Source organism: Flavobacterium arundinis, assembly GCF_038289855.1.
Lineage (GTDB): Bacteria > Bacteroidota > Bacteroidia > Flavobacteriales > Flavobacteriaceae > Flavobacterium > Flavobacterium arundinis.
Genome location: NZ_JBBYHR010000001.1, coordinates 393,040 through 414,790 on the forward strand (window position 1 = coordinate 393,040; position 21,751 = coordinate 414,790).

The following is a 21,751-nucleotide window of genomic DNA, read 5'->3' on the forward strand; positions in this document are numbered from 1 at the left end:
TATTTTTTATTGATTATTGATTATTGATTATTGTTACCTCCATTAACTCGCATTCTGAATATTAAATTCAAGTACATTTCGCGTTAAAAATAAATTGGAGAAAATTTGCTTTATAAGGATAAAAAGTATAATTTTATACTTTAGTAAATATACTTTTATACTATGGCAAAAAGTAAAGCATATAAGCTTCCCGAAGAAAAACCCAAAACTGTGAGCGAGCCAGTGGCGACAGCTATACGCGGCAGCCGTGGCATTATGTTTTTAGGTGCTTTGGAAAAACCCGAATACAACATGACAGCCCTCGAAAAAATGGAAAAGCTGCGTTTGGGCCTTAGCAAACACGATCTTGAAAAATTAAAATCCAGGACAGAGCTCGACTATGATAAGCTTTCAAACGCCCTTTCCGTTACCCGTGCAACCCTTATCAATAAGAAAGGTACCGAAAAATTCAGCGCTACCATTAGCGAAAGGATGATAGGGCTTGCCGATATTTATTCTTATGGTTATGAGGTATTCGAGGATGAAGCAAAATTCAACGATTGGATGTTCCGCCCAAACCGCGCCCTTGGCGGCAAGCTTCCCTATGATGTCATAGACAACCAGTTTGGGCGAGAAGAAGTGAAGAATATCATTGGCCGTATTGATTACGGCGTTTATTCATAATGGTCGTTTTCAGGATAGGCAGGACAAAATACAGCCACGACCTTACCGGTGAAGGCGCCAGGCTGCATGGCGGGCGGTGGAATCATGTGCTTGTACCGTGCATTTATACTTCCGAAAGCCGTGCATTAGCGCTATTGGAACTCACTGTTAATGTGAATATCGATGATATTCCAAGGGCTTTGAGCATTTCCACTATCGAGATCCCTGAGGATATTATAAAAGAGCTGAGCGTTGCTGAGCTCCCAGGAGACTGGGACTATTCGCCATCTCCAACCTCCACAAAAGATATGGGGAGCGACCTGTTAAAGACAGCAGAAGCCGCTGTGCTGAAGATCCCGTCTGCGATTTTACCACTGGAATTCAACTACATCCTTAACCCATTACATCCTGATAGCGCTAAATTCAAATTGATTTTTGTTGAGGACTTTGTATATGATGTGAGGATAAAAACGAAATAGGTATACGCATAGTTCAGGTCGTTTAATGAGTGGTCAGAGTATTCATTAAATATTATTCAAATTTTGTACATTTGGACAAAGAGATCAGATCATGGATTTAGAAGCAAGAAAAATAACATTCGTACAGGAATTTCTCAGGCTCCAAAATGAGGAAATTATAAGTGCACTTGAAAAATTCATGCACACCCGAAAGGCTGAACTGACAGAGAGAAATATGTCACCTATGTCATTGGAGCAACTGAATGCAGAAACAGACAGATCACTGGATGACGCAAAAAGTGGCAGGATCATTAAAGCATCAGACCTCAAAGATAAGATTAAAAAATGGGGCTAACTGTTTATTGGACACAATTTGCAGAAGACAAGCTTGAAGATATATTCAATTATTATGCCTTTAAGGCTAGTACAAGGATTGCCGAAAATTTAGTGAATAACATTGTTGAAATTACGTTAGATTTGGATAAAAACCCTCTATCCGGGCAAATAGAAGAAAATCTATCACATCGTATTCAGGAATTTAGTTACCTGTATACAAGAATTACAAGATTGTATATTGGATAGATACTATTAATGAAATGGTTTTAATTTCAAATGTATTTGATACCCGTCAAAATCCACAGAAATTGAACCGGACACCTTAGTATGTGAATTGTCTATAACTACTTCCCTTATTATATATCCATAGGCAAAGTTTACTACATACAATATTCCTCGTTTACTCCCCGTTATCCTTTTCATAACCAAACCAATAAACATATGAAACTACACATTACGCTGCTTTGTGCACTTCTTTCCCTATGGAGTTTTACGATGGATGCCCAGGATATCAACGCTACTGATTCTCCCAAGATACAGGTGGAAGGCGTGGGTACTGTGTCGGCATTTCCAAATGCGGCTAACATTACGCTCGCCCTGAAATTTGTTAAACCTACCCTCAAGGAAGCTATTGCTGACAACGAAAAAGCCACAAGGCAGGTGCTTGCGGTTGTGAAGAAATATGTTGTGGATACTACCGGGATCAAGGTCAGCCTTATATCGACCGACAAGCAGATGCGCTGGAACAACCAATTGAAGAAAGATGTGTTCGTGGGGTTTGAATCAGGGCAACGCATCATTTTTACGCTAAACGACCTGAACCGCCTGCAGGATTTTACTGAGGAGGTAATGAAAACCAAAATTTATGAGATCGAGCAGGTTTCTTATTTCCATACACAGGGTGCCGATTTCATTAAGCAGGCACAGGAAATAGCCGTAGCCGATGCGATGGAAACTACGAAACGTCTGGCTAAAGCAGCGGGGGTACGGCCTGGAAAAATAGTACAGATTAGCACCAATTCTTCTCCCGCCAATGCAGGCGAAACTACCGAAGATTCCTATCGCATACAATCATACAGTAAAGCCATTGAAGTACGGACGGTAAGCTCGAGCGGGCAATTGCTCAACTTTACGGTAAGGGTAGCGTTACAAACACTAATTGAGTGATGCCAGTCTCACCATTGCTACATTTCAAAATTGAAAAATTGATACATTATTAAGGATTCTCCACAATAAATATCTCTACCCTCCTGTTCTCTGCGGCCTCTTGTGCGCTTTTTTCAGGGATGGGATGGATCGGTTTTGACACGCCGAACCCTTCAAAAGCCAGGCGGTTCTTTTCTATGCCATTGGTATTGAGGAACTGCATTATGGCCTTCGCCCTCTTGGTAGAGAGGTCCTGGCGGTCCGCTTTCATGCAGCATACGTGTCCTTGCAGCTTTATTTTAAGATAAGGATTGGCGCGCATGGTCTCCAGCAGCTCGTGCATACGATTCCTGGATTCCTTTACAACGGCAAAGGTATTCTCATAAAAATTAAGGTTATTGATCACGATCACGTCGCCCTGCTTTGCGTCGCCCACTTTTTTCATGAAGGCCACGTCCAGTTTCAGGGTTTCCTCCTTGCCGTCCGGATTGTGTACCGTGATCTCCGAAGGATATTCTATTATTTCCTTTACTTTCGGCTTAGGCGTTTCTTTAGGTTTTTCAGTAATACCCAAGATTTCATTCTCTTTGGACAGATCTTTTTCCAGAAGGTAATACAACGTCACTTTACGGTTCTCCGCTTTTACACGCGACATCTTATGTAATTTACCGAAACTGCGCGTCCTGAAATCCTCACGGGTATTTACCTTCCCTTTTATTTGCGAAAATACCGTCAGCACCCTGCGCTGCGCAAGAGAGTCATTCAGGCCAATGCTTCCGTCCTCATCCGTATAACCATTGATAGCTAATATTTTTGAAGCTTTGTTCCCTGCCATCCATTCCGAAAGCCTTTCCTGCTGGACTTTGGTCAGTTCGTGTTTATTAGTTTCAAAATAGACTGAGAACTGTTCCTGTGCGGTCAGCGTTAGAGGTAAAAGGAAAAGTATGGCGAATGAAAGCAGCTTTTTCATGAATGGTTTATTTATAAAACGAAAATAGGGAATTATTTATTATGAGTGGAACACTGATAAGACGGATGAGAGGGATTTATACGGATTTCTCATCGTTATTTATTGTCATTTCGCTGTGACTGAAAACTGCGACTGAGACTGAAAACTATTTCCCCCCGATCACATCAACACACTTATAAAACCGGCGCGTGTACATTTCGGAACCCAGTTCGCTAATGGTTACCGCCATTTCCTTTCCGGATGAGGAGTGTATGAATTTGGACTTCATCCCATTGGCTTCACAAATAATGCCAACGTGCCCGATCGATTTGCTGTCCTGATAGCCGTAAAATACAAGCACATCCCCTATTTGGAATTCCTCCGGCTTCAGTTTCCTGCCGATGTTGGCAAACCCTGAAGAGCTTCGCGGCAGGTCAATTCCAAAATTATTGAATACAAAATTCACAAACCCCGAGCAGTCAAACCCCTTTTTCGGGTCGGAAGAAGCGTAGCAGTACGCCGTGCCCATATATTTTTTAGCGAAAGCAATGATCTCGGCACGTTTTATCTCTTCGGCTTGCTTTTCGGTATTCGCAACAACGGGTGCCTGCACCGCAACGGGCCTGGGTTTTTCTTTGGCGCAAGCCAAAAGTATCAGGGCTAAAAAAGGTATGGCGAGTACTTTCATATAAAAACTTTGAAAGGCAAGTTAACAATTACTTCCCGGCCTTAAATGGGTTTTAACGCTTTTAACAGGATTTAAAGCACCCTTCGCATGGTCATGCTTTTGTTTACCGTCTCTATAAATTCCTTTTCGGGGTTACTGTCTTTGGTGATGCCGCAGCCAATGAAAAGCTGCGCTGTAGTGCCGTTTACCTTCATGCAACGCAGGTTTACGAACAGGTCGGTGGCTTTATTTCCGGTAGCAACGTCAATATTCAATTCACCTAAAAAACCCGAATAGTACTCACGGTCGTAGCCCTCATTATCCAAAAGAAATCGCTTTGCGGCTTGTTTAGGAAGCCCGCAAACGGCAGGCGTTGGGTGAAGGGTATTGATGATATTTTCAAGGCTTCCCGGACCGCTCAGTTTTGCAGAAATATCCGTTTTGATATGCACGATATTCCCTGCCCTGAACGTATATGGGCCGTTTGTTATGACATCAGACACCAGGCCTTTCAGTTCATAAAGTATGTAATCGGTTACAAATTGCTGTTCCTGCTGTTCCTTGCTTTCCCAAACCGCATCTTCCCCCTCTTTATACGGCTGTGTTCCCGCGAGTGCAACGGTTTGTATCGTTTTTCCATCCGACTTCAGCAATTGCTCGGGTGTCGCGCCCATCCATAAGCCTGTTTCGGGCGAATAAAAGCAATAGCGATAAGCATTAGGATAAGCGCTAAGCAGCTTTGTGTAGATCGTTGTTACATCAGTAGTGATTGGAACAAATTCCGTTCGCGAGCACACCAGTTTTTCGAAATCTCCCGACTGAATAGCAGTAACACTTTTCGCAACAAGCGCCTCAAAAGCAGTTTGTGCATTAGCGTCAATTTCAGTATGTTTTACTTCGGGTACAGTTGCAACTCCATTAAATTCTACAGTTATTACCTCTGAAAAATTGAGAGGTATCAAAACACGTTTTTCGTCAACAAAGGGAGCAAACACAAATCCGCTGTCGTTATAATTTTCCAAATAATGCACCCCGGGTTCCTTTTGGAAAATACCGTTAACCGCGTTTTTACCCGGCTTGCAAAAAACTGCAAACGGGAGTTCTGCACTGAGGTGGGATTCTACTTTTGAAAGAAGTTCTGTCAACTTTAGATTTTTGGATTGTTAGATTTTAGACTGTCAGACAAGATACAAATGTAACTGCCTTTTGGACTGAAAACTGTGACTGCGACTGTCAACTACTCCCCTTTCGGGGCTTGGGAGGCTCTTCTGGGAAGTATCATATTCGTGATCTTACATAGCGATATCAGTTTCCCCTGCTCATCGGTCACCCTTATTTCCCAAAGGTGCAGGCTCCTCCCCTGGTGGATGATCCTTGCCGTGCCGGTAACCACACCTTCACGCTTACTGCGCAGGTGGTTTGCCGATATCTCGATGCCTCGCACCTCCTGCAATTCGGGATTGACGAACATCAGCGAGGCAGCGCTGCCAACGCTTTCTGCCAAGGCTACCGTTGCCCCGCCATGCAGCAGTCCCATCGGCTGGTGTACCCTCGAATTCACCGGCATTTTGGCTTCCAGGAAACCTTCACCGGCATCGGTATATACGATCTCAAGGGTTTCCATCAGGGTATTCTTAGCGAAGTCATTGCACATTTTCAGCGCTTTTTCTTTATCGAAGGACATAGTGTTGATTTAGATTTGTAAAGATAGTAAAGCTGTACGAAGTATGGAAGCTTAATGTCGGAGGTCCGATGTCCGATGTCGGACGCAATGGCATCGGACTTCCGACATCAGACTTCGGACCAGTATAAACTAAAATCCATATTCCTGCGTTAGTAGTACATCGTTTTTAAATATTAAACGGAATTAGCTACTTTTACCAAAAATTGTTCCCGCTATGCGCCGAATCTTACTATTGCTCTTCATAGGCTTTGCCCTCTCGCTTACTTCCTGCCGCAACGACTTCGAGTTTGAGCGCAGCACGGGAGGCCTCGAATTTTCTAAAGATACTGTTTACCTTGACACTGTTTTCACCAATATCGGGTCGAGCACCTACACCCTGAAAGTGTACAACCGCAGCGACAAGGATATAAAGATACCGAGCATACGTCTTGGGGAAGGCGAGGCATCAAAATACCGCCTGATGGTCGATGGCATACCCGGAAAAGTTTTTAACGACGTTGAGCTTTTGGCAAAAGACAGCATGTTTGTTTTCATAGAGACGACCATCAATTATCAGGACTATGCCAATAACACGACTACCTTTTTATACAACGACAAAATTTTCTTTGATACCGGCGCCAACGAGCAAAAGGTGGAACTGGTAACTCTGGTACAGGATGCTATATTCATAAAACCCGACAGGCCATTGCCAACGGATGCTAAAGAGCTGCTTACAATAAATGGCATGGCATCCGACATACTTGGCCATAAACTACAAACCCCGGATGAGTTGCACTGGACGAATGCAAAGCCCTATGTGATATACGGTTATGCGCAAGTGCCAAACGGCAGTACGCTGAATATCGATCCGGGTACCAGGGTGCATTTCCATGCCGACTCAGGAATAATTGTAGATAATAACGGTACGCTCAAAATAAACGGCCTCCCATCTGCCGATGCTGACCTGCTTGAAAATGAGGTTATCTTTGAAGGCGACAGGCTGGAACCCGGTTTTGAAAATGCACCGGGACAATGGGGTACGATCCTGGTAATGTCAGGCAATGCAAATACCATCAGGCACCTCACGCTGAAAAACGCAGCGGTTGGCATAATTGTGCAGCGTGTAGAACCCGAGGCACCTACGTTACCACGACTGGATATTAGCGATTCGCAGATATACAATTGCTCTAATGTTGGGCTGCTCGGGCGCGGGGCTGTTATTAACGGGGACAACCTTGTTATGAACAATGCGGGCGAATCGGCGCTTGCCTGTACCTTCGGTGGCCTGTACCGCTTCAGGCACTGTACTTTTGCCAATTACTCCAATAACTTTAACCAAAGGCCGGTGGTGGTGACTGATTTTTTAAGGACAGAAACTGCAACATATGTATCGGCTGTCGATGTGCGTTTCGACAACTGTATCCTATACGGTTCTTCCAACTATGGTATTTATTTCCAGAAGGAAAGCGGCGATGACGTAACCTTTAAAACAGTACTGAATCACTGCCTTATCAAATTCAGCGACTTCAGCAATCAATATGCAGGCAACGCCTTTTATAAATTTGATGCCAGTACGGAGACCGACCCTGTATTTTATAGACAATGCATAAGGGCAAACAATTCAACTGTGCATAACCCAAAATTCTTCGACCCCGGCAATAACGACCTACGCATAGCGAAAGATGATGCCGCCCCGGGTGGTGCTGAAAATGCCGCCGACAACGCCGTTGCTGCCCAAATACCTTTGGACCTCGCCAACCAGTCCAGACTGATACCTGCCGACATCGGTGCGTACGAGAGCCAGGTTGCCCCTGAAGATTAGACTGCAAATTCAAAATATTTATCCGGCCCTGTGCCGGATTTTTTATGTCTTGCTTTTCGGTATAAAATTTCATAATTTTAACGTTACAAACTTTAAAACCAAACAATTATGAAAAAAGTATTTTTATCAATGCTAGTACTTTCGCTTTGCCTTGCTTCGTGCAAAAAAGAGACAAAAACAGAAACCGAAACCGATGTTACCACTACAAAAACCGACTCTGTAGCACCTGCAGAGGAAGCTCCTGAAAAACCGATGGATTCGGTAGCAATGCAGGAAGCCTGGAAAAAATATGCCACACCGGGTGATGCCCACAAAATGATGGCAGAAGAAGTCGGCACATGGAACTGCGAAATGACCTATTGGATGGAACCGGACGGAAAGCCTGAAAAATCGACTTCGGTGGCTGAAATTAAGATGGTACTGGGTGGGCGCTACCAGGAAGCAATTTATAAGGGTACAATGATGGGGCAGCCTTTTGAAGGGAAATCCACAATGGCCTACAACAATGCCAATGGTGAGATAACTTCTACTTTCATAGATAATATGGGCACCGGGATGATGGTAGGTATGGGTACCTATGACGAGGCAACTAAAACCACCAACATGAGAGGCGAAATGGTAAGCCCTGTGACAGGCAAAAAAACACCCTACAGGGAAGCTTATACTATTGTAGATGCCAATACCCGCACAATGGAAATGTTTGACACCAAAGATGGCAAAGAGTATAAGAGCATGGAAATTACTATGAAGCGAAAGTAATTTCGATTCGGATCATACTAAGTAACTGTTTAAATTTTGCAAAGATTAATTTTTAACCACATAGACATAGCTTTTAGATGACGGATATAGTGTGGAATTGAGTGACACAGAGCCTGAAGCTACGCTTCACTATGTTAGCTATCTCCACTTAGGATTAATAAAGAATTACAAATGCTATGTTTCTATGTGGTAAAATAAATTTTTAAACAGTTACTAAATGTACCAAATTATCCGGCTTCTATGCCGGATTTTTTTATACCCAATTGAACCTTATTGCTTCCGCCCGGGGAACAAGGCAGGACAATTTTTCATCTTCCGGGGACACAAATATCTTTACGGTATCCCCTACTTTTTTCTCGCCGAGGATAGAAAAATCGTTTGTCCGCGAGTTGCCATATATACGGTTTCCGTTTTTGTCCGTATAAAAATAATCCACCATGACAGCTCTTCCGATGCCTGTAATCGGCAAGCCAGAATTGGGAACCATAGCAGTGATTTGCGCTTCATTTATATCACCATTTTTATAGAGCCTGTATATTTTTAATGCCGGGATCACACCTATTACTAAAAATACCACACCAATAATTAAAAATGTAAGTGGCAGGATGAGAAATAAGAAGTAAGGAAAACGGAAAGGCTCCAACCCTGTTACAGTCGATTCGCCATCAAGTACCTTTATGCTGATGTTGCTTTCTTCTTCTATTGCATCAAGGTTATCCAAATCCATTGTTTGGAATCTATCGATTTTCTTTTCGCCTTCATTTCCATAAGCATAAGCTATAACCTTTGGGTGCCTGCCGTTAACAGATACATTATCCATACTGGAAATACTCTTAACCTCTGCAGTTGCCGAAACGCCATTTTCCTTTATATCGTCATGGTCGTACCTTTCATAGGATTCTCCCATAAAAGATAAAGATATAGTTATTGGAAATATTACAAGAACAGATATTGCAGTAAATAATATACCTATAAGACCTATTGGCCCCCTGCTCCTGATCAATTTAAATAGCGTCAATTTATTAACCTGTCTTTTATCCATCTTCGTGCAATTTAGTCTTCCAAATATAGAATATTTGTTCTTCCTGACACCTTGTTTTATTACTGATTCACATGTTCGTATTCCAAACATTCCTGACAATGACCTATGTCTCTTTTTTAATTTTAAAAACCTACCGGCCTATGACCACGATCATGTTTTATACAAATGCCCGCCTCTACTTTTGAGGTGTTAATTAAAACAAATACACCATGAAAAAAGTAGCTTTTATCGCACTGTCCCTGTCTTTGCTATGCACAGGATTTGCGAATGCCCAGGAAGAAAACAGTAATAGTTTTAAAAAATGGATGGTACGGGTACGCGGCGTAGCAGTAATTCCGTCAGAGTGTGCAGATATCGGAATTATCGGTGGAGATGCCAGCATTTCGAATACCGTTATCCCCGAACTTGACTTTACCTATTTTTTTACCAAAAATATTGCGGCTGAGCTTATCCTGGGTACCAGCAAGCATGATGTGCATACAACCGCATCAGACATTTCTGCTATAGGGGGACCTTCTAAAACCGATGTTAACCTGGGTAGCGTGTACCTGCTGCCTCCTACGCTGACACTGCAATACCATTTTATGCCTGAGAAGTGCTTTAAACCTTATGTGGGCGCAGGTATCAACTATACGATCTTCTATAATGTAGATGGAGGAAATACCGTAAAAGACGTAAAATACGACAATGCTTTCGGTTTTGCACTACAGGCAGGCCTTGACTACAAGATCAACGACAAATTTTTCATTAACATCGACGCAAAAAAAATATTTCTGAAAACCGATGTCACTGTTGATGCTTCAAATCTGTCACCGGGCCTTAGCATACCGGCGAGCGTGAATATCGATCCATGGCTGCTTGGGGTTGGCGTAGGGATGAAGTTTTAAACTAGATTTGTAATAGTTTTTATAAGGGCTGTCCAGTGGGGCAGCCCTTTTTTTTATATTTGTCTATGCTAATAAAATTTGAAGAACAGATAATCGATAACTATTTAATTCCGGAATTTACATTATCGGCCGGTGAAATTGTGGTAATTAACCTTCATGGCCATTTTTACGATCTTATCAAGAAACTAAATGATTTACTGGCTAGTAAAGTAACAAGTAATAAGGTCCAAATTACCGTTCCCCTCACTTATGCCCCGCACATAAAGTTTAACCGCTTTTGGCATTTCCTGTTTCCCATGACGGTAGGAAAATGGATAAATAGACATGCGGATAAATCAAATCCCATTTATAAAAAAATATATGAAAATGATGATTGGTTAACTTCAAAAACGAATATTGATAACCTTGCCGGAAGCCCGAGAAGATTTTTGTCTGTTTGTTGTACGCTATCCAAAACCAATACCATTATTTTCGATTTGGCCGGCGTAGATCCCGTCGGGGGAAAGCAGATCTATGAACTTGTTAAGGCTGAAGTAGAAAAAGGCGGTGCAGCAATCCTTTACGACATTTGCAATGAATTCAGGAATGACTGTACAACTTATTTGGAAGCGAAACCTACGATGATAAGGGCAATATAATTCCATTTAAACCTCACAAACCAACGATAAATTTTAAATTATAAGCTATAAATTCAACGCTGCAATCTCGCGCCCGATTAAGAGTTAGGTACAGTGAGAGATGATCTTATTGATATCAATTAGCCTTTGCGCCTGATTTTTTGGTACTATTGCAATATAAAGCAAAAAGAAAATGGGACGTGAAACGATCCTTCATGGCAGGATAGCCTTAACCTATGATAAAGCGGAACAAAACGCATCAAGGAGTTTTATCAGCACATTAAAGAATGATGATAGCTATCCATGGATACGAAAAGGGATGTTCGGTTTCGGCCCCAAAGAACGCCCTTATTATTACGAAAGGCCGATCATTGGCTTTGCAGCTAATTATAAAGCGTTGGAGCCACATTTTACAGCATTCATTATTAAGTTTGAGCATGTGTTGCGGAATATTCATTTTCTGGATGTAAAACTCCAAATGGAAACTGAATATTTTGGTACTTATAATTTCTATTGGAGGTCGAAAACGCACTATGCAGATGCTAAAGTTGAAGACAAGCTTGTCGAAACCGATGAGTGGTTTTTTGGCCAGGGCTATAGAAGTATGCATGGTACTTTAGGTGATGATGCAAATGAATACTTTGGTGCCGATCTTGGTTTTATTTACCCTGTAATTTTCGAGAAGGAAGTCCTTGACCATTTTGATAAAGCTTTTGAGGATTCGGAAAATCTAACCGTTGGGGAAAAAATTTATATTCCGCGCCTATTTGAATATAAACCAGACACTGAAAAGTCAAAAGATGATAAATTGTATGATGTCATTGTAAATTACGCTGTAAGCACAGGGACAGAATATGGGTGGGAGCCGGGAAAAGGGTATTGGGTAAAAAAGACCTGACGGAGATAAATAAGCCTATGGGGGAAACTGGCTCTTATCCATCCCGAGTGAAGCTCCGCGTGAGGGACAGCAGCGGCATCCCCGGTGCGCAGCGGAGGAATATATTCGCCGCGGCGAACCGACGGCGTAGTTTACGGAGCCGGCACGCCCAAAAAAGTTTTCAGTCGCAGTTTTCAGTGGCAGTCTTTATTTGTAGAGTTGGTCTAAGTTTTCAGTTTGCCAGGAAAGATCGCTTCATCATTCCTCCTCGATGACGGTGCGGAGAGAATTTGTGGAAATTAGTGTAATTCGTGGCAAAATAATATCTTGTCACTTTGGTAACAATTGCCTAATTTTGCACCTCACAACTACAACACAACAACACAATGATCCATTTCTTCGGAAACCAGACCAAGACGGTTTTTGCGGTACAGGCGCAAGGCGAACTTTCGGCAGAAGACACATCAAAATTAAACTGGCTTTTTGGCAACGCACATAAAATAGAAAAATCCGCACTGACGGATTTTTTTGTTGGCCCCCGTGCCACCATGATCACCCCGTGGAGCACCAATGCCGTGGAGATCACACAAAATATGGGCATTGCCAGCATTATCCGTATAGAGGAATTTGAGCAGGTGCAGGAAGCCGATGCAAAGTTCGACCCGATGCTTTCGCAGAAATACAACGGGCTTACACAGGATATATTTACCATCAACATAAAGCCGGAAACGATCCTTGAAGTCACCGATATCGAGGCCTATAATAACAGCGAAGGCCTGGCCCTGAACGCTGAAGAGGTGGATTACCTGCGTAAACTTGCCCTTAAATTGGGCCGCCATCTGACGGATTCGGAAGTATTCGGGTTCTCACAAGTGAACAGTGAGCACTGCCGCCACAAGATATTCAACGGCACGTTTGTGATAGACGGTGAGGAAAAACCTTCGTCGCTGTTTAAAATGATCAAGAAGACGTCGCAGGAAAATCCGAACGACATCGTTTCGGCCTATAAAGACAACGTAGCATTTGTAAAAGGGCCACGCGTGGAGCAGTTCGCCCCGAAAAGCGCCGACAAGCCTGATTTTTACGAAATAAAAGAATTTGATTCGGTGATTTCCATTAAAGCCGAGACGCATAACTTCCCGACCACAGTAGAGCCTTTCAACGGCGCAGCGACGGGTTCGGGTGGTGAGATACGCGACAGGCTTGCAGGTGGGCAGGGGTCGCTGCCATTGGCCGGAACAGCGGTCTATATGACTGCCTATTCCCGCCTTGAGGAGAACCGTCCGTGGGAAAACGGTATGGACGAGCGCAAGTGGCTCTACCAAACCCCAATGGATATCCTGATAAAAGCATCTAACGGTGCGTCTGACTTTGGGAACAAATTCGGACAGCCGCTGATCACGGGGTCGGTGCTAACCTTTGAGCATGAGGCCCCCTCCGTCTCCCCCGAAGGGGGAGAGAAGCTGCACAGGCTGGGATATGACAAAGTTATCATGCTTGCCGGTGGTATAGGCTATGGCAAACAGGAACAGGCAGTTAAGAAAAAGCCGCAAGCCGGCGACAAGATCGTAATACTGGGCGGTGAGAACTACCGTATCGGGATGGGCGGAGCAGCGGTATCGTCGGCTGATACAGGCGCTTTCAACAGCGGTATCGAGCTGAATGCCATACAACGATCCAATCCCGAGATGCAAAAACGGGCTGCCAATGCCATCCGTGGCATGGTGGAAAGTGAGAATAACCCTATAGTTTCGATACACGATCATGGTGCGGGTGGACACCTCAACTGCCTCTCCGAACTGGTAGAAGAAACAGGGGGTAAAATAGACCTTGACAGGCTGCCGGTGGGTGACCCTACCCTCTCTGCTAAGGAGATAATAGGTAACGAGTCACAGGAACGAATGGGACTTGTAATAGGACAAAAAGGACTTGACACCCTGAAACGCATTGCCGACCGGGAGCGTTCGCCAATGTATGAAGTCGGAGACGTGACCGGCGACCACAGATTTACTTTTCAGTCGGCGACCACGGGTGCGAAACCTATGGACTTCGCCCTCGAGGATATGTTCGGCAGTTCGCCAAAAACGATCATGACCGATAAAACGGTTGCCGTCAACTACAGCGCGCCGGAGTATTCGCAGGACAGGATACACGAGTACCTCGACCAGGTACTGCAACTGGAAGCCGTAGCCTGCAAAGACTGGCTGACTAACAAAGTGGACCGCTGCGTGGGCGGGAAAGTCGCCAAACAGCAATGTGCCGGGCCACTGCAGCTTCCCCTGAACAACGTGGGCGTTATGGCGCTGGATTATGCCGGGAAAGAAGGCGTTGCCACCACCATAGGCCACTCCCCTATTGCCGCACTGGTTGATCCCGTTGCGGGTAGCCGCACTGCCATTGGCGAGGCGCTGAGCAACATTATCTGGGCACCGATGAAGGACGGCCTGAAAGGCGTGTCGCTATCAGCCAACTGGATGTGGGCGTGCAAGAACGAGGGCGAAGATGCAAGGCTGTACGAGGCCGTGCAGGGCTGTTCGGAGTTTGCGATTGAGCTGGGTATCAATATCCCGACGGGTAAGGACTCCCTTTCTATGAAACAGAAATACCCTGATGGCGATGTGATCGCGCCGGGAACGGTGATCATATCGGCGGCAGGCAACTGCAACGATATTACCAAAGTAGTCGAGCCGGTACTGAAAAGAAATGGTGAGAATATTTACCACATCAACCTTTCGGGGGATGCGTATAAACTGGGAGGTTCATCGTTCAACCAGGTGTTGAACAAAGTGGGTAATGAAGTGCCTACGATTACCGATGCGGCTTCATTCAAGAATACATTCAACGTAATACAGGACCTCATTAAAGCAGGCAAGATAGCAGCGGGTCACGACATCGGCAGCGGCGGATTGATAACTACCCTGCTGGAAATGAGCTTTGCCGAAGTGAACCTTGGCGCGGAATATGACCTTACCGGATTGGGTGAGGCTGATACCGTAAAAGCGTTGTTTGCCGAGAACATTGCCATCGTGATACAGGCAGATGCTTCGGTTGAAGTGGAACTAACTGCAAAAGGCGTGGCATTCACCAAAATAGGCCAGCCGAAAGAAGGCAACACCATTACCGTGAAAAATGGTGATGCCAGCCTTGAATTTGACATCATAAAAACACGCGATACCTGGTTTAAAACTTCCTACCTGCTTGACCAGAAGCAAAGTGGTAAAGAGAAAGCGACCGAGCGTTACAACAATTATAAGAGCCAGCCTTTACGATATACATTCCCTGCACATTTTCGTGGGAAGAAAGTCGCAATTGATGCATCGAAGCCAAGGCCAAAGGCAGCCATCATACGTGAGAAGGGTTCGAACTCGGAGCGGGAGATGGCCAACGCCATGTACCTTGCCGGTTTTGATGTGAAGGACGTCCACATGACCGACCTCATATCGGGCCGTGAGACACTGGAGGACATCCAGTTCATCGGCGCGGTGGGCGGCTTCTCCAACTCGGATGTACTGGGTTCGGCGAAAGGATGGGCGGGCGCGTTCCTTTACAATGAAAAAGCGAAGACCGCGCTGGAGAATTTCTTTAAGCGTGAGGATACGTTGTCTGTAGGTATCTGCAACGGGTGCCAGCTGTTTATTGAGCTTGGGCTCATCAACCCTGACCACGAGCAGAAACCGCGCATGCTGCACAACGACAGCCGTAAGCACGAGAGCGGTTTCACCTCGGTAAAAGTGCAGGAGAACAGCTCCGTGATGCTGTCGACCCTTGCGGGAAGTACGCTGGGTGTTTGGATTTCGCATGGTGAAGGTAAGTTCGACCTCCCTTACGAAGAAAGCCGCTATGACGTGGTTGCCAAGTACGCCTACAACGGCTACCCGGCCAACCCGAATGGCTCGCACTTCGACATCGCCATGATGGCCAGCAATGATGGCCGCCACCTGGTAATGATGCCGCACATAGAGCGCTCGATGTTCCAATGGAACTGGGCCTACTACCCGGAAGGCAGGAACGATGAAGTGAGCCCGTGGCATGAGGCGTTTGTGAATGCGAGGTTGTGGATTGAAAAACGTTGATTTGTTGATAGGTTGATTTGGTTATTTGACGGATAGATATATGAACGCTCTCAGGAATGGGGGCGTTTTTTTTGTAAATTTGAATTTCTAAATGTTAATTTATATGGCAATATTCAATATTTTTTCAAAACGTCAAAAATCTTTAAGGGGGGAAATCCCTGAAGTTTATCAACATAATAATATTCCTCAAAAATTGCGCATACAAATTGGGCATATATTTAACGAACTAATCACTGACAAACATTATATATATGATGACGCACATAATATTTTATGCAGAGAATATGGTAAATACACTTTAGATTCTAATGCAAATAGTGGATTTGAAGCTGTTTTGAATTATTTGGTAATCACTAAAAGTACTGAAGAGGTAATAGATATTGTTGAAGTTGTATTAAAATCTATTGAGATTTTTAATTATTCATGCAATATTTGGGATAGGATTAACCCACAAGATGCTATTGAAGAATTAAATATAAGATTCAAAGAAAGTGGCGTTGGATATTCTTATGAAAATGGTGAAGTAATCCGAGTTGATTCAACATACACACATATTGAAATTACAAAACCGACAATAGCTTTATTGTGGAATAATAAATTTTTGGGAGCAAATGAAGAATATATGAAAGCTCACCAACATTATAAAGACGGACGAAATAAAGAGTGCTTAGCAGACTGTCTTAAAGCATTCGAAAGTACACTTAAAATTATTTGTGATGAAAAAGGTTGGATATTCGGTGCAACTGATACTTCCAAAAAACTTATTCAAATATGTTTTCAAAACGGCTTAGTTCCAACTTTTACACAAAATCAATTTACATCCCTCCAAAATTTGTTAGAAAGTGGAATTCCTACCATTAGAAATAAACTAGGTGGTCATGGACAAGGTAATATACCACAAAAAGTCGATGATGAAATGACTAGATATGCTATGAATTTAACGGGTAGTAATATTATATTTTTAATAGAACAAAGTAAAATAATATAGCCGTTTCTCGCGTTGTGGTTACATTTTTGCAACAAAATCAGTGTCAACACATGAATGTCAAAAGCCTTAAAATCGCTTTGTTCCAACACTGCCTGCAGCTCACTCAACTCACCAAACACACTCCCACCTCTCCTCTTTAGCCCTGATTGCAGCGGCATCCCGCGCCTTTTTCGGCGCGGATAGAGCGGAAAGCAGGAATGACTACTGCCGGTAAAGCCCAAGCCATTCGCTCCTTATAAAGAAAGATTGCTTCGTGCCTCGCAATGACCGCACGAGAGCGTGTAGATTTACCTCAACCCCTTCTTACACTCATCCGTCCAAAAGACAATAAGGAATAGGATTGCCGGTACTACAAACACGGCTGCAATGGTAAGCAAAAGCCCCGTTGCATCTCCGGCTTCTTCCATATATACTGATGTCGCCCAAAAGCAAGTGAGCAGGTAAATTATCTGTCCTACGGTATAAAGGTACAGTCCGTTAAGCTGTTTTTGGAGCATCATTACGGCCCCGGCAAGTGTCATTACACCGGTTATGCCGTATATCCAGCCGCGGATGTATTCGTTGTTGTTACTGTCGTTGGCTACCATTTCATAGATCAGCCCCCGGAACAGCTGGAATACGGAACCAACGATAGTCAGGATACAGAGCACTTTAAGCGTTATAGTGGTCGCTTCGGGTCTGTAAACAAAGCGTTGGTCGGTGCCGCAAACCGGACAGAAATTTGTTCCGGGTTCAAGGGCGGCATCGCATCGTATACATTTTTCCATAATTAATTTAAGACAGTACTTTCCTGTTTACAGGCAGCCAGTACATTACTAAGAATCCGATAGGGAAAATAAGGGAGAATATAGTCAGTGCAAGTCCAAAGTCACTACCCATACCTACACCGCCTGCTAAATTAATAGCCGACCACAGGCCGACACCGATTGTCGCAACGCCTGCCATGGTATAAATATAAAGGCCTATCACCTTTTTCTGGAGCATGAATATGGCCCCGACCAATTTACCCAAAACGGTAAGAAGGCTGATTCCCTGAACGAGATATAAAGAATTGTCATATAATTGCAATCCTTTTAACATACCGATAGGTATGGAGATAAGGCTAAAGCAGGCGCCCACAATGGTAAGTACATAGAGTACCCTCAGGAACGTATCGTCCTGGCGTGGCTGCGGGAATTGCATTTTAAAGTCGGTTGGCTGGCTTGTTCCGCAATAAGAGCAAACGGCAGCGGTATCGGCAATGGTGTTTCCGCAATTGGTACAAAATTTCATAGGCTTGGTTTATGGTTACGGTAAATATAAGCATTATGCCTACAGGGCGAACGCAGCAAGTGCGTTTTAGGAAAGTTTAGCCACGAATTACACTAATTTCAACTGATTATATTTCTTTCCGATAATTTCATGAGGCAAGTAAAAGGAAATATTGCCTTATTTTTGCCGTGCCATGGTTTACAAATATCTTCTTGTCATCATTATTATCTTTCTCCTTACGCTGCTGCTATCGGTTGTGCAAAGCAGGAAGCGGCTGTGGCGTGCCAATGCTTCGCGCAACGCCAGGATATTTACGCTTCGTGCCATCTTTGTGTTAGTGATACTGGTAATCTTCCTGTTTTTTTCGCTTGCACGTTAAGCATCTGCTAAAGCATGTGGCTCCGGACGTCAGGGAAATGTATGGGTATTGCATCAAAAAATACTACTTTTACAAAAATACAGTTCTATGCGCATTCAAAAATTAATGCTATTATTAGTAAGCGTTCTCCCTGTCCTTTGCCATGCTCAAAAATTTGAGCTGAAACAACCGGATATCAAAAAGATAGTGGCTGCGGTTAAAGCATCTGAATATACCAACGATGAAATGCTCATTTACCTTAAGCAGAATTACAAAACAGCAGAAAAGCCCACCGGCGTTAAAAAGGATGTGGAATTTGAGAACCAGCCAATATGCTCGTTTAAGCAAAAATTTGAAGGAGGCATCGAATATTTTATAGATAGCTGTGGCGAAAGTAAAGGAACTAATGTATTATTGACACTGCCTAAAACCGATACCGCCACTCTTAAGAAATGGATTGAAAAAATGTATAAAGTAAATGGTACTGAAATAAAAAATGTGTGGGACGGGCTAATTTACCGGCCGGAAGATGAAGGGGCGGGGTGCTATTATGAGATAAAACAATCGAAGAATAAAACCGTTGTGGAAATGTACTGCGGCTGCTAAGCTGCTTTTAGTTACCTTGAAAAATATTAAATGAAATAAACGAAAAACGCCCCATTCCCGGGGCGTTCATTATTTTTTAGCTTCTTCCTCTTGCTGCTTCCGTGTCTTATAATTCAGCAGGTACTCGCCTTTCTCTTTGCCTTTCGCAAAAGGGCTCAGGTCAACAAACCAGCGCGATTCCTTTCGCGCCTCGTCATTGGGCACCCCTTCGTATTCTATTTTATATATCGCGCTGAACAAAGGCGCCCTGCCCTCTCCGTGGTAACAATGGATAAGTACCGGGTAATTGTCCGGGTTGTCCATTACTGCATAAAATTTATCCAGTGTCACCTGGTTGGGTATCTGCTCAGAGCCAACGTCAAAATATTTTGCACCGGCAACACTTTCTACCGCCTTTTTTTCGGCAACAAGCTCCGGGCTTACTTCAGGGTTGTTTATAAGGTCGTTAGTGCCCGGCTTGCGAAGGTCGACAACGCTTTTGATATTGTATTTTTTAATATAATCAGTCAACTCATCCGGTGGAATGGTAGCTGACCGATACACCTTACCTTCAACTACAGGCTCAAAGTTATGGTCGATATTCACATCATACACATATTTCCCCACAGCGGCGAGGATAATTATGCCAAGTACGATTAAAATCTTTTTTTTCATCTTTTATAGTATAATTTTTTATCAATAATCCGCTCAAAATAATCCTGCAGGAATGCTTTACAGGCTATCTCAGTTTCCTCCATTTCCTTATTTTTTTTATCAATAAGGTTATGTTCCAAGCCTTTGTCGTTAATGTCGTAAAAGCCAACCACGTTCTTCCCGTCAAAGGTACAAATGTATTTGCCGCGCTGCAGCATAAAAAGGTTCCCGTTATAGCTAATCGCAAAAGGCTCCACCTGCTTATCGCCCACCAGGCTCCTTCCCCAGCTCATAAAAGGCTTGTCATACCCTATAAGATCGAGTATTGTAGGATAAATATCAATCTGCTGGCATATCTGGCTGTCGACACCCTTCAGGCTGCCATCAGGCCTAAATATCAATATTGGCGTTGCAGAGCGGTTCAGTACCTTGCGGTATTCGTCATACGCTATCTGGTTCCCATGGTCGGCCGTAATAACAAAGATCGTATTCTTATACCACGGTGATTTTTTGGCCGCTTCAAAGAATTTTTTAAACGCATAATCGGTGTATCCTACAACCTGGTGCATCGGCACAGTGCCTTTCGGGAATTTCCCGGCATATTTTTCCGGCACTATATAAGGCTCGTGCGAGGATACTGTAAAAATCGTGCCAAAGAAAGGCTGCTTCTTCTGGTCGAGCGTATTCTTCATGAACTGCATGAAAGGCTCATCCCAGATACCCCACGACCCATCAAAATCAGCATCATTGTTATACTCTGTTTTTCCGTAATAATGGTCAAAGCCAAGGATGTTGCCAAACCCAAGGAAACCCATAGAGCCGTTTGGCGCCCCATGGAAAAACGAGGTGTCATACCCCATACTTTCAAGTGTAGATACCAGCGATTCTATCCTTTGCTTAGGGTATGGCGATGAGGTAAACGCATCTTTAAACGAAGGGATCCCCGCTAAAATAGACGACATCCCGTGTATCGACTTACTGCCGTTTGCATAGCTGTTATCAAAAATAAGGCTGTGCTGCGAGAGCGAGTCCAGGAATGGTGTATAGCTCACAAATCCCGGGATGTTACGGCTTCGGTTCATGCAGCCCCAGTATTCGCGGCCCATACTTTCGGTAATGATAAGCACCACATTAGGCGTTGTCTTCGGGTTGTTATTGTAAAATTTTATCGGGTGGAAATCGTCCATTATTACCTTCTCATCCACAAAACTGACTTTCTTAAAGCTTGTAACATTGAATGTCCTGATTATGGAAAAGGGCGTATTCAGCACAATGTCGGCATGCTCAGGCTGGGTCACATGGCGGTTGGCATCGATTATATTGATGGGCCTGGTGCTCTTTTTGAAATCACCCCGTATGCCCCCGATTATCATGGTTCCGATGAATATAAAGGCAACGGCAGAAAAGGCGAAGTACTTCACTTTGCTGTCAGGCCTGAGCCCCGGCTGCACTTTAACCTTCTTATAGAGCCATATCCAAAGGAAGGCCATAATGAAAAACAAAAGGAAAACATGCCAGTAGCTTATCATGAACCGGAAAAGCATACTGCCTTTGTTCTCTTCATTTTTAAGTACGTCGATAACCGCGACGGTAGTACGGGCATAAATATATTTATAGTAAATAAAGTCGCCAAAATTAGTCGCGTACGAAATCAGGTTCGTTATAAAATACAGCCACATCAGGAATTTCTGATAGCCTTTCCTGGTGTTTACCGTAAGTGGCAGTATCGAAAAAAGTATAAAAAGGAGGTTGGTATACAGGATGGCTGTTGTATCAAAAGCCAGCCCGTGGTAAGCGAGCCTGAGGTATTCGGAAACCGAGTCCACCTTCAGCAGCTTATAATTATAGATAAAAAAAAGCAGCCTTACGATAAAATAGAAAAAGTATGCTAAAAAAAGCCTGTATAACAGCGCTTTATACTCCCCCATACGGTATGTACTATTCATTGAAGATGTATTGTTTAACAGCAATTTAACA

23 protein-coding genes are annotated in these 21,751 nt (G+C 43.7%); 14 read left to right on the forward strand and 9 right to left on the reverse strand.

Features of this window, described 5'->3' with window-relative positions:
• The first annotated feature begins 162 nt into the window (after positions 1–162).
• From parS to AAEO56_RS01770, 5 genes are all read left to right on the forward strand, one after another.
• A complete protein-coding gene (parS, locus tag AAEO56_RS01755; protein WP_341695292.1) occupies positions 163–663 on the forward strand; it encodes a type II RES/Xre toxin-antitoxin system antitoxin in 501 nt (166 codons plus the stop codon).
• Positions 663–1,121 carry an RES family NAD+ phosphorylase gene (locus AAEO56_RS01760; RefSeq protein ID WP_341695293.1) on the forward strand — a complete coding sequence of 153 codons (459 nt, stop codon included), beginning with the start codon at positions 663–665 and terminating at the stop codon, positions 1,119–1,121. The genes parS and AAEO56_RS01760 overlap by 1 nt, the downstream gene beginning before the upstream one ends.
• Positions 1,122–1,212: 91 nt before the next feature.
• Complete coding sequence (locus AAEO56_RS01765; RefSeq protein ID WP_341695294.1) at positions 1,213–1,455, forward strand: hypothetical protein; 243 nt, start codon at positions 1,213–1,215, stop codon at positions 1,453–1,455.
• Positions 1,446–1,682, forward strand: a complete 237-nt coding sequence (locus tag AAEO56_RS19270; protein WP_407934944.1) for a type II toxin-antitoxin system RelE/ParE family toxin — start codon at positions 1,446–1,448, stop codon at positions 1,680–1,682. Before AAEO56_RS01765 ends, AAEO56_RS19270 begins: the two co-directional genes overlap by 10 nt.
• Positions 1,683–1,877: 195 nt before the next feature.
• Positions 1,878–2,603 carry an SIMPL domain-containing protein gene (locus tag AAEO56_RS01770; RefSeq protein WP_341695295.1) on the forward strand — a complete coding sequence of 242 codons (726 nt, stop codon included), beginning with the start codon at positions 1,878–1,880 and terminating at the stop codon, positions 2,601–2,603.
• Between the two features lie 49 nt (positions 2,604–2,652).
• Here AAEO56_RS01770 and AAEO56_RS01775 read toward each other — a convergent pair whose 3' ends face one another.
• From AAEO56_RS01775 to AAEO56_RS01790, 4 genes are all read right to left on the reverse strand, one after another.
• Positions 2,653–3,552: an OmpA family protein gene (locus AAEO56_RS01775; RefSeq protein WP_341695296.1), complete on the reverse strand. Its 900-nt coding sequence runs from the start codon at positions 3,550–3,552 to the stop codon at positions 2,653–2,655.
• 145 nt (positions 3,553–3,697) lie between these two features.
• Entirely contained in the window at positions 3,698–4,219 is a 522-nt protein-coding gene (locus AAEO56_RS01780) for a C40 family peptidase (RefSeq protein ID WP_341695297.1), read from the reverse strand.
• A 71-nt stretch (positions 4,220–4,290) separates the two neighbouring features.
• Complete coding sequence (locus tag AAEO56_RS01785; RefSeq protein ID WP_341695298.1) at positions 4,291–5,343, reverse strand: isochorismate synthase; 1,053 nt, start codon at positions 5,341–5,343, stop codon at positions 4,291–4,293.
• A gap of 92 nt (positions 5,344–5,435) precedes the next feature.
• A complete protein-coding gene (locus AAEO56_RS01790; protein WP_341695299.1) occupies positions 5,436–5,882 on the reverse strand; it encodes a PaaI family thioesterase in 447 nt (148 codons plus the stop codon).
• A gap of 214 nt (positions 5,883–6,096) precedes the next feature.
• Between AAEO56_RS01790 and AAEO56_RS01795 the strand changes: the two genes are divergently transcribed.
• A complete protein-coding gene (locus tag AAEO56_RS01795) occupies positions 6,097–7,683 on the forward strand; it encodes a hypothetical protein (RefSeq protein WP_341695300.1) in 1,587 nt (528 codons plus the stop codon).
• 108 nt (positions 7,684–7,791) lie between these two features.
• Positions 7,792–8,442 carry a DUF1579 domain-containing protein gene (locus AAEO56_RS01800; RefSeq protein WP_341695301.1) on the forward strand — a complete coding sequence of 217 codons (651 nt, stop codon included), beginning with the start codon at positions 7,792–7,794 and terminating at the stop codon, positions 8,440–8,442.
• Positions 8,443–8,695: 253 nt separating this feature from the next.
• Here AAEO56_RS01800 and AAEO56_RS01805 read toward each other — a convergent pair whose 3' ends face one another.
• On the reverse strand, positions 8,696–9,484 hold the full coding sequence (locus AAEO56_RS01805) for a DUF3592 domain-containing protein (RefSeq protein ID WP_341695302.1): 789 nt from the start codon (positions 9,482–9,484) through the stop codon (positions 8,696–8,698).
• 209 nt (positions 9,485–9,693) lie between these two features.
• Between AAEO56_RS01805 and AAEO56_RS01810 the strand changes: the two genes are divergently transcribed.
• The 5 genes from AAEO56_RS01810 (at position 9,694) to AAEO56_RS01830 (ending at position 16,926) form a co-directional block, all read left to right on the forward strand.
• A complete protein-coding gene (locus tag AAEO56_RS01810; RefSeq protein ID WP_341695303.1) occupies positions 9,694–10,371 on the forward strand; it encodes an OmpW/AlkL family protein in 678 nt (225 codons plus the stop codon).
• 65 nt (positions 10,372–10,436) lie between these two features.
• A complete protein-coding gene (locus AAEO56_RS01815; RefSeq protein ID WP_341695304.1) occupies positions 10,437–11,009 on the forward strand; it encodes a hypothetical protein in 573 nt (190 codons plus the stop codon).
• Positions 11,010–11,181: 172 nt separating this feature from the next.
• A complete protein-coding gene (locus tag AAEO56_RS01820; RefSeq protein ID WP_341695305.1) occupies positions 11,182–11,886 on the forward strand; it encodes a hypothetical protein in 705 nt (234 codons plus the stop codon).
• 365 nt (positions 11,887–12,251) lie between these two features.
• Complete coding sequence (gene purL, locus AAEO56_RS01825) at positions 12,252–15,938, forward strand: phosphoribosylformylglycinamidine synthase (RefSeq protein ID WP_341695306.1); 3,687 nt, start codon at positions 12,252–12,254, stop codon at positions 15,936–15,938.
• 103 nt (positions 15,939–16,041) lie between these two features.
• Positions 16,042–16,926 carry an STM4504/CBY_0614 family protein gene (locus tag AAEO56_RS01830; RefSeq protein ID WP_341695307.1) on the forward strand — a complete coding sequence of 295 codons (885 nt, stop codon included), beginning with the start codon at positions 16,042–16,044 and terminating at the stop codon, positions 16,924–16,926.
• A gap of 287 nt (positions 16,927–17,213) precedes the next feature.
• Here AAEO56_RS01830 and AAEO56_RS01835 read toward each other — a convergent pair whose 3' ends face one another.
• The gene (locus AAEO56_RS01835) at positions 17,214–17,693 is read right to left on the reverse strand and encodes a zinc ribbon domain-containing protein (protein ID WP_341695308.1); all 480 of its coding nucleotides are present in this window, start codon (positions 17,691–17,693) and stop codon (positions 17,214–17,216) included.
• A 7-nt stretch (positions 17,694–17,700) separates the two neighbouring features.
• Positions 17,701–18,198, reverse strand: coding sequence for a zinc ribbon domain-containing protein (locus AAEO56_RS01840; RefSeq protein ID WP_341695309.1), 498 nt, complete (start codon positions 18,196–18,198; stop codon positions 17,701–17,703).
• A 172-nt stretch (positions 18,199–18,370) separates the two neighbouring features.
• Between AAEO56_RS01840 and AAEO56_RS01845 the strand changes: the two genes are divergently transcribed.
• Together AAEO56_RS01845 and AAEO56_RS01850 are read left to right on the forward strand one after the other, a co-directional pair.
• Positions 18,371–18,556 (forward strand): hypothetical protein, encoded by a 186-nt coding sequence (locus AAEO56_RS01845; protein WP_341695310.1) that lies wholly within the window; start codon positions 18,371–18,373, stop codon positions 18,554–18,556.
• Positions 18,557–18,643: 87 nt separating this feature from the next.
• Complete coding sequence (locus AAEO56_RS01850) at positions 18,644–19,141, forward strand: hypothetical protein (RefSeq protein WP_341695311.1); 498 nt, start codon at positions 18,644–18,646, stop codon at positions 19,139–19,141.
• Between the two features lie 69 nt (positions 19,142–19,210).
• On the opposite strand, the gene AAEO56_RS01855 is transcribed toward AAEO56_RS01850, so the two are convergent.
• Positions 19,211–19,795 (reverse strand): dual specificity protein phosphatase family protein, encoded by a 585-nt coding sequence (locus AAEO56_RS01855; RefSeq protein WP_341695312.1) that lies wholly within the window; start codon positions 19,793–19,795, stop codon positions 19,211–19,213.
• Entirely contained in the window at positions 19,792–21,720 is a 1,929-nt protein-coding gene (locus tag AAEO56_RS01860; RefSeq protein WP_341695313.1) for an LTA synthase family protein, read from the reverse strand. The genes AAEO56_RS01855 and AAEO56_RS01860 overlap by 4 nt, the downstream gene beginning before the upstream one ends.
• Positions 21,721–21,751: the final 31 nt, after the last annotated feature.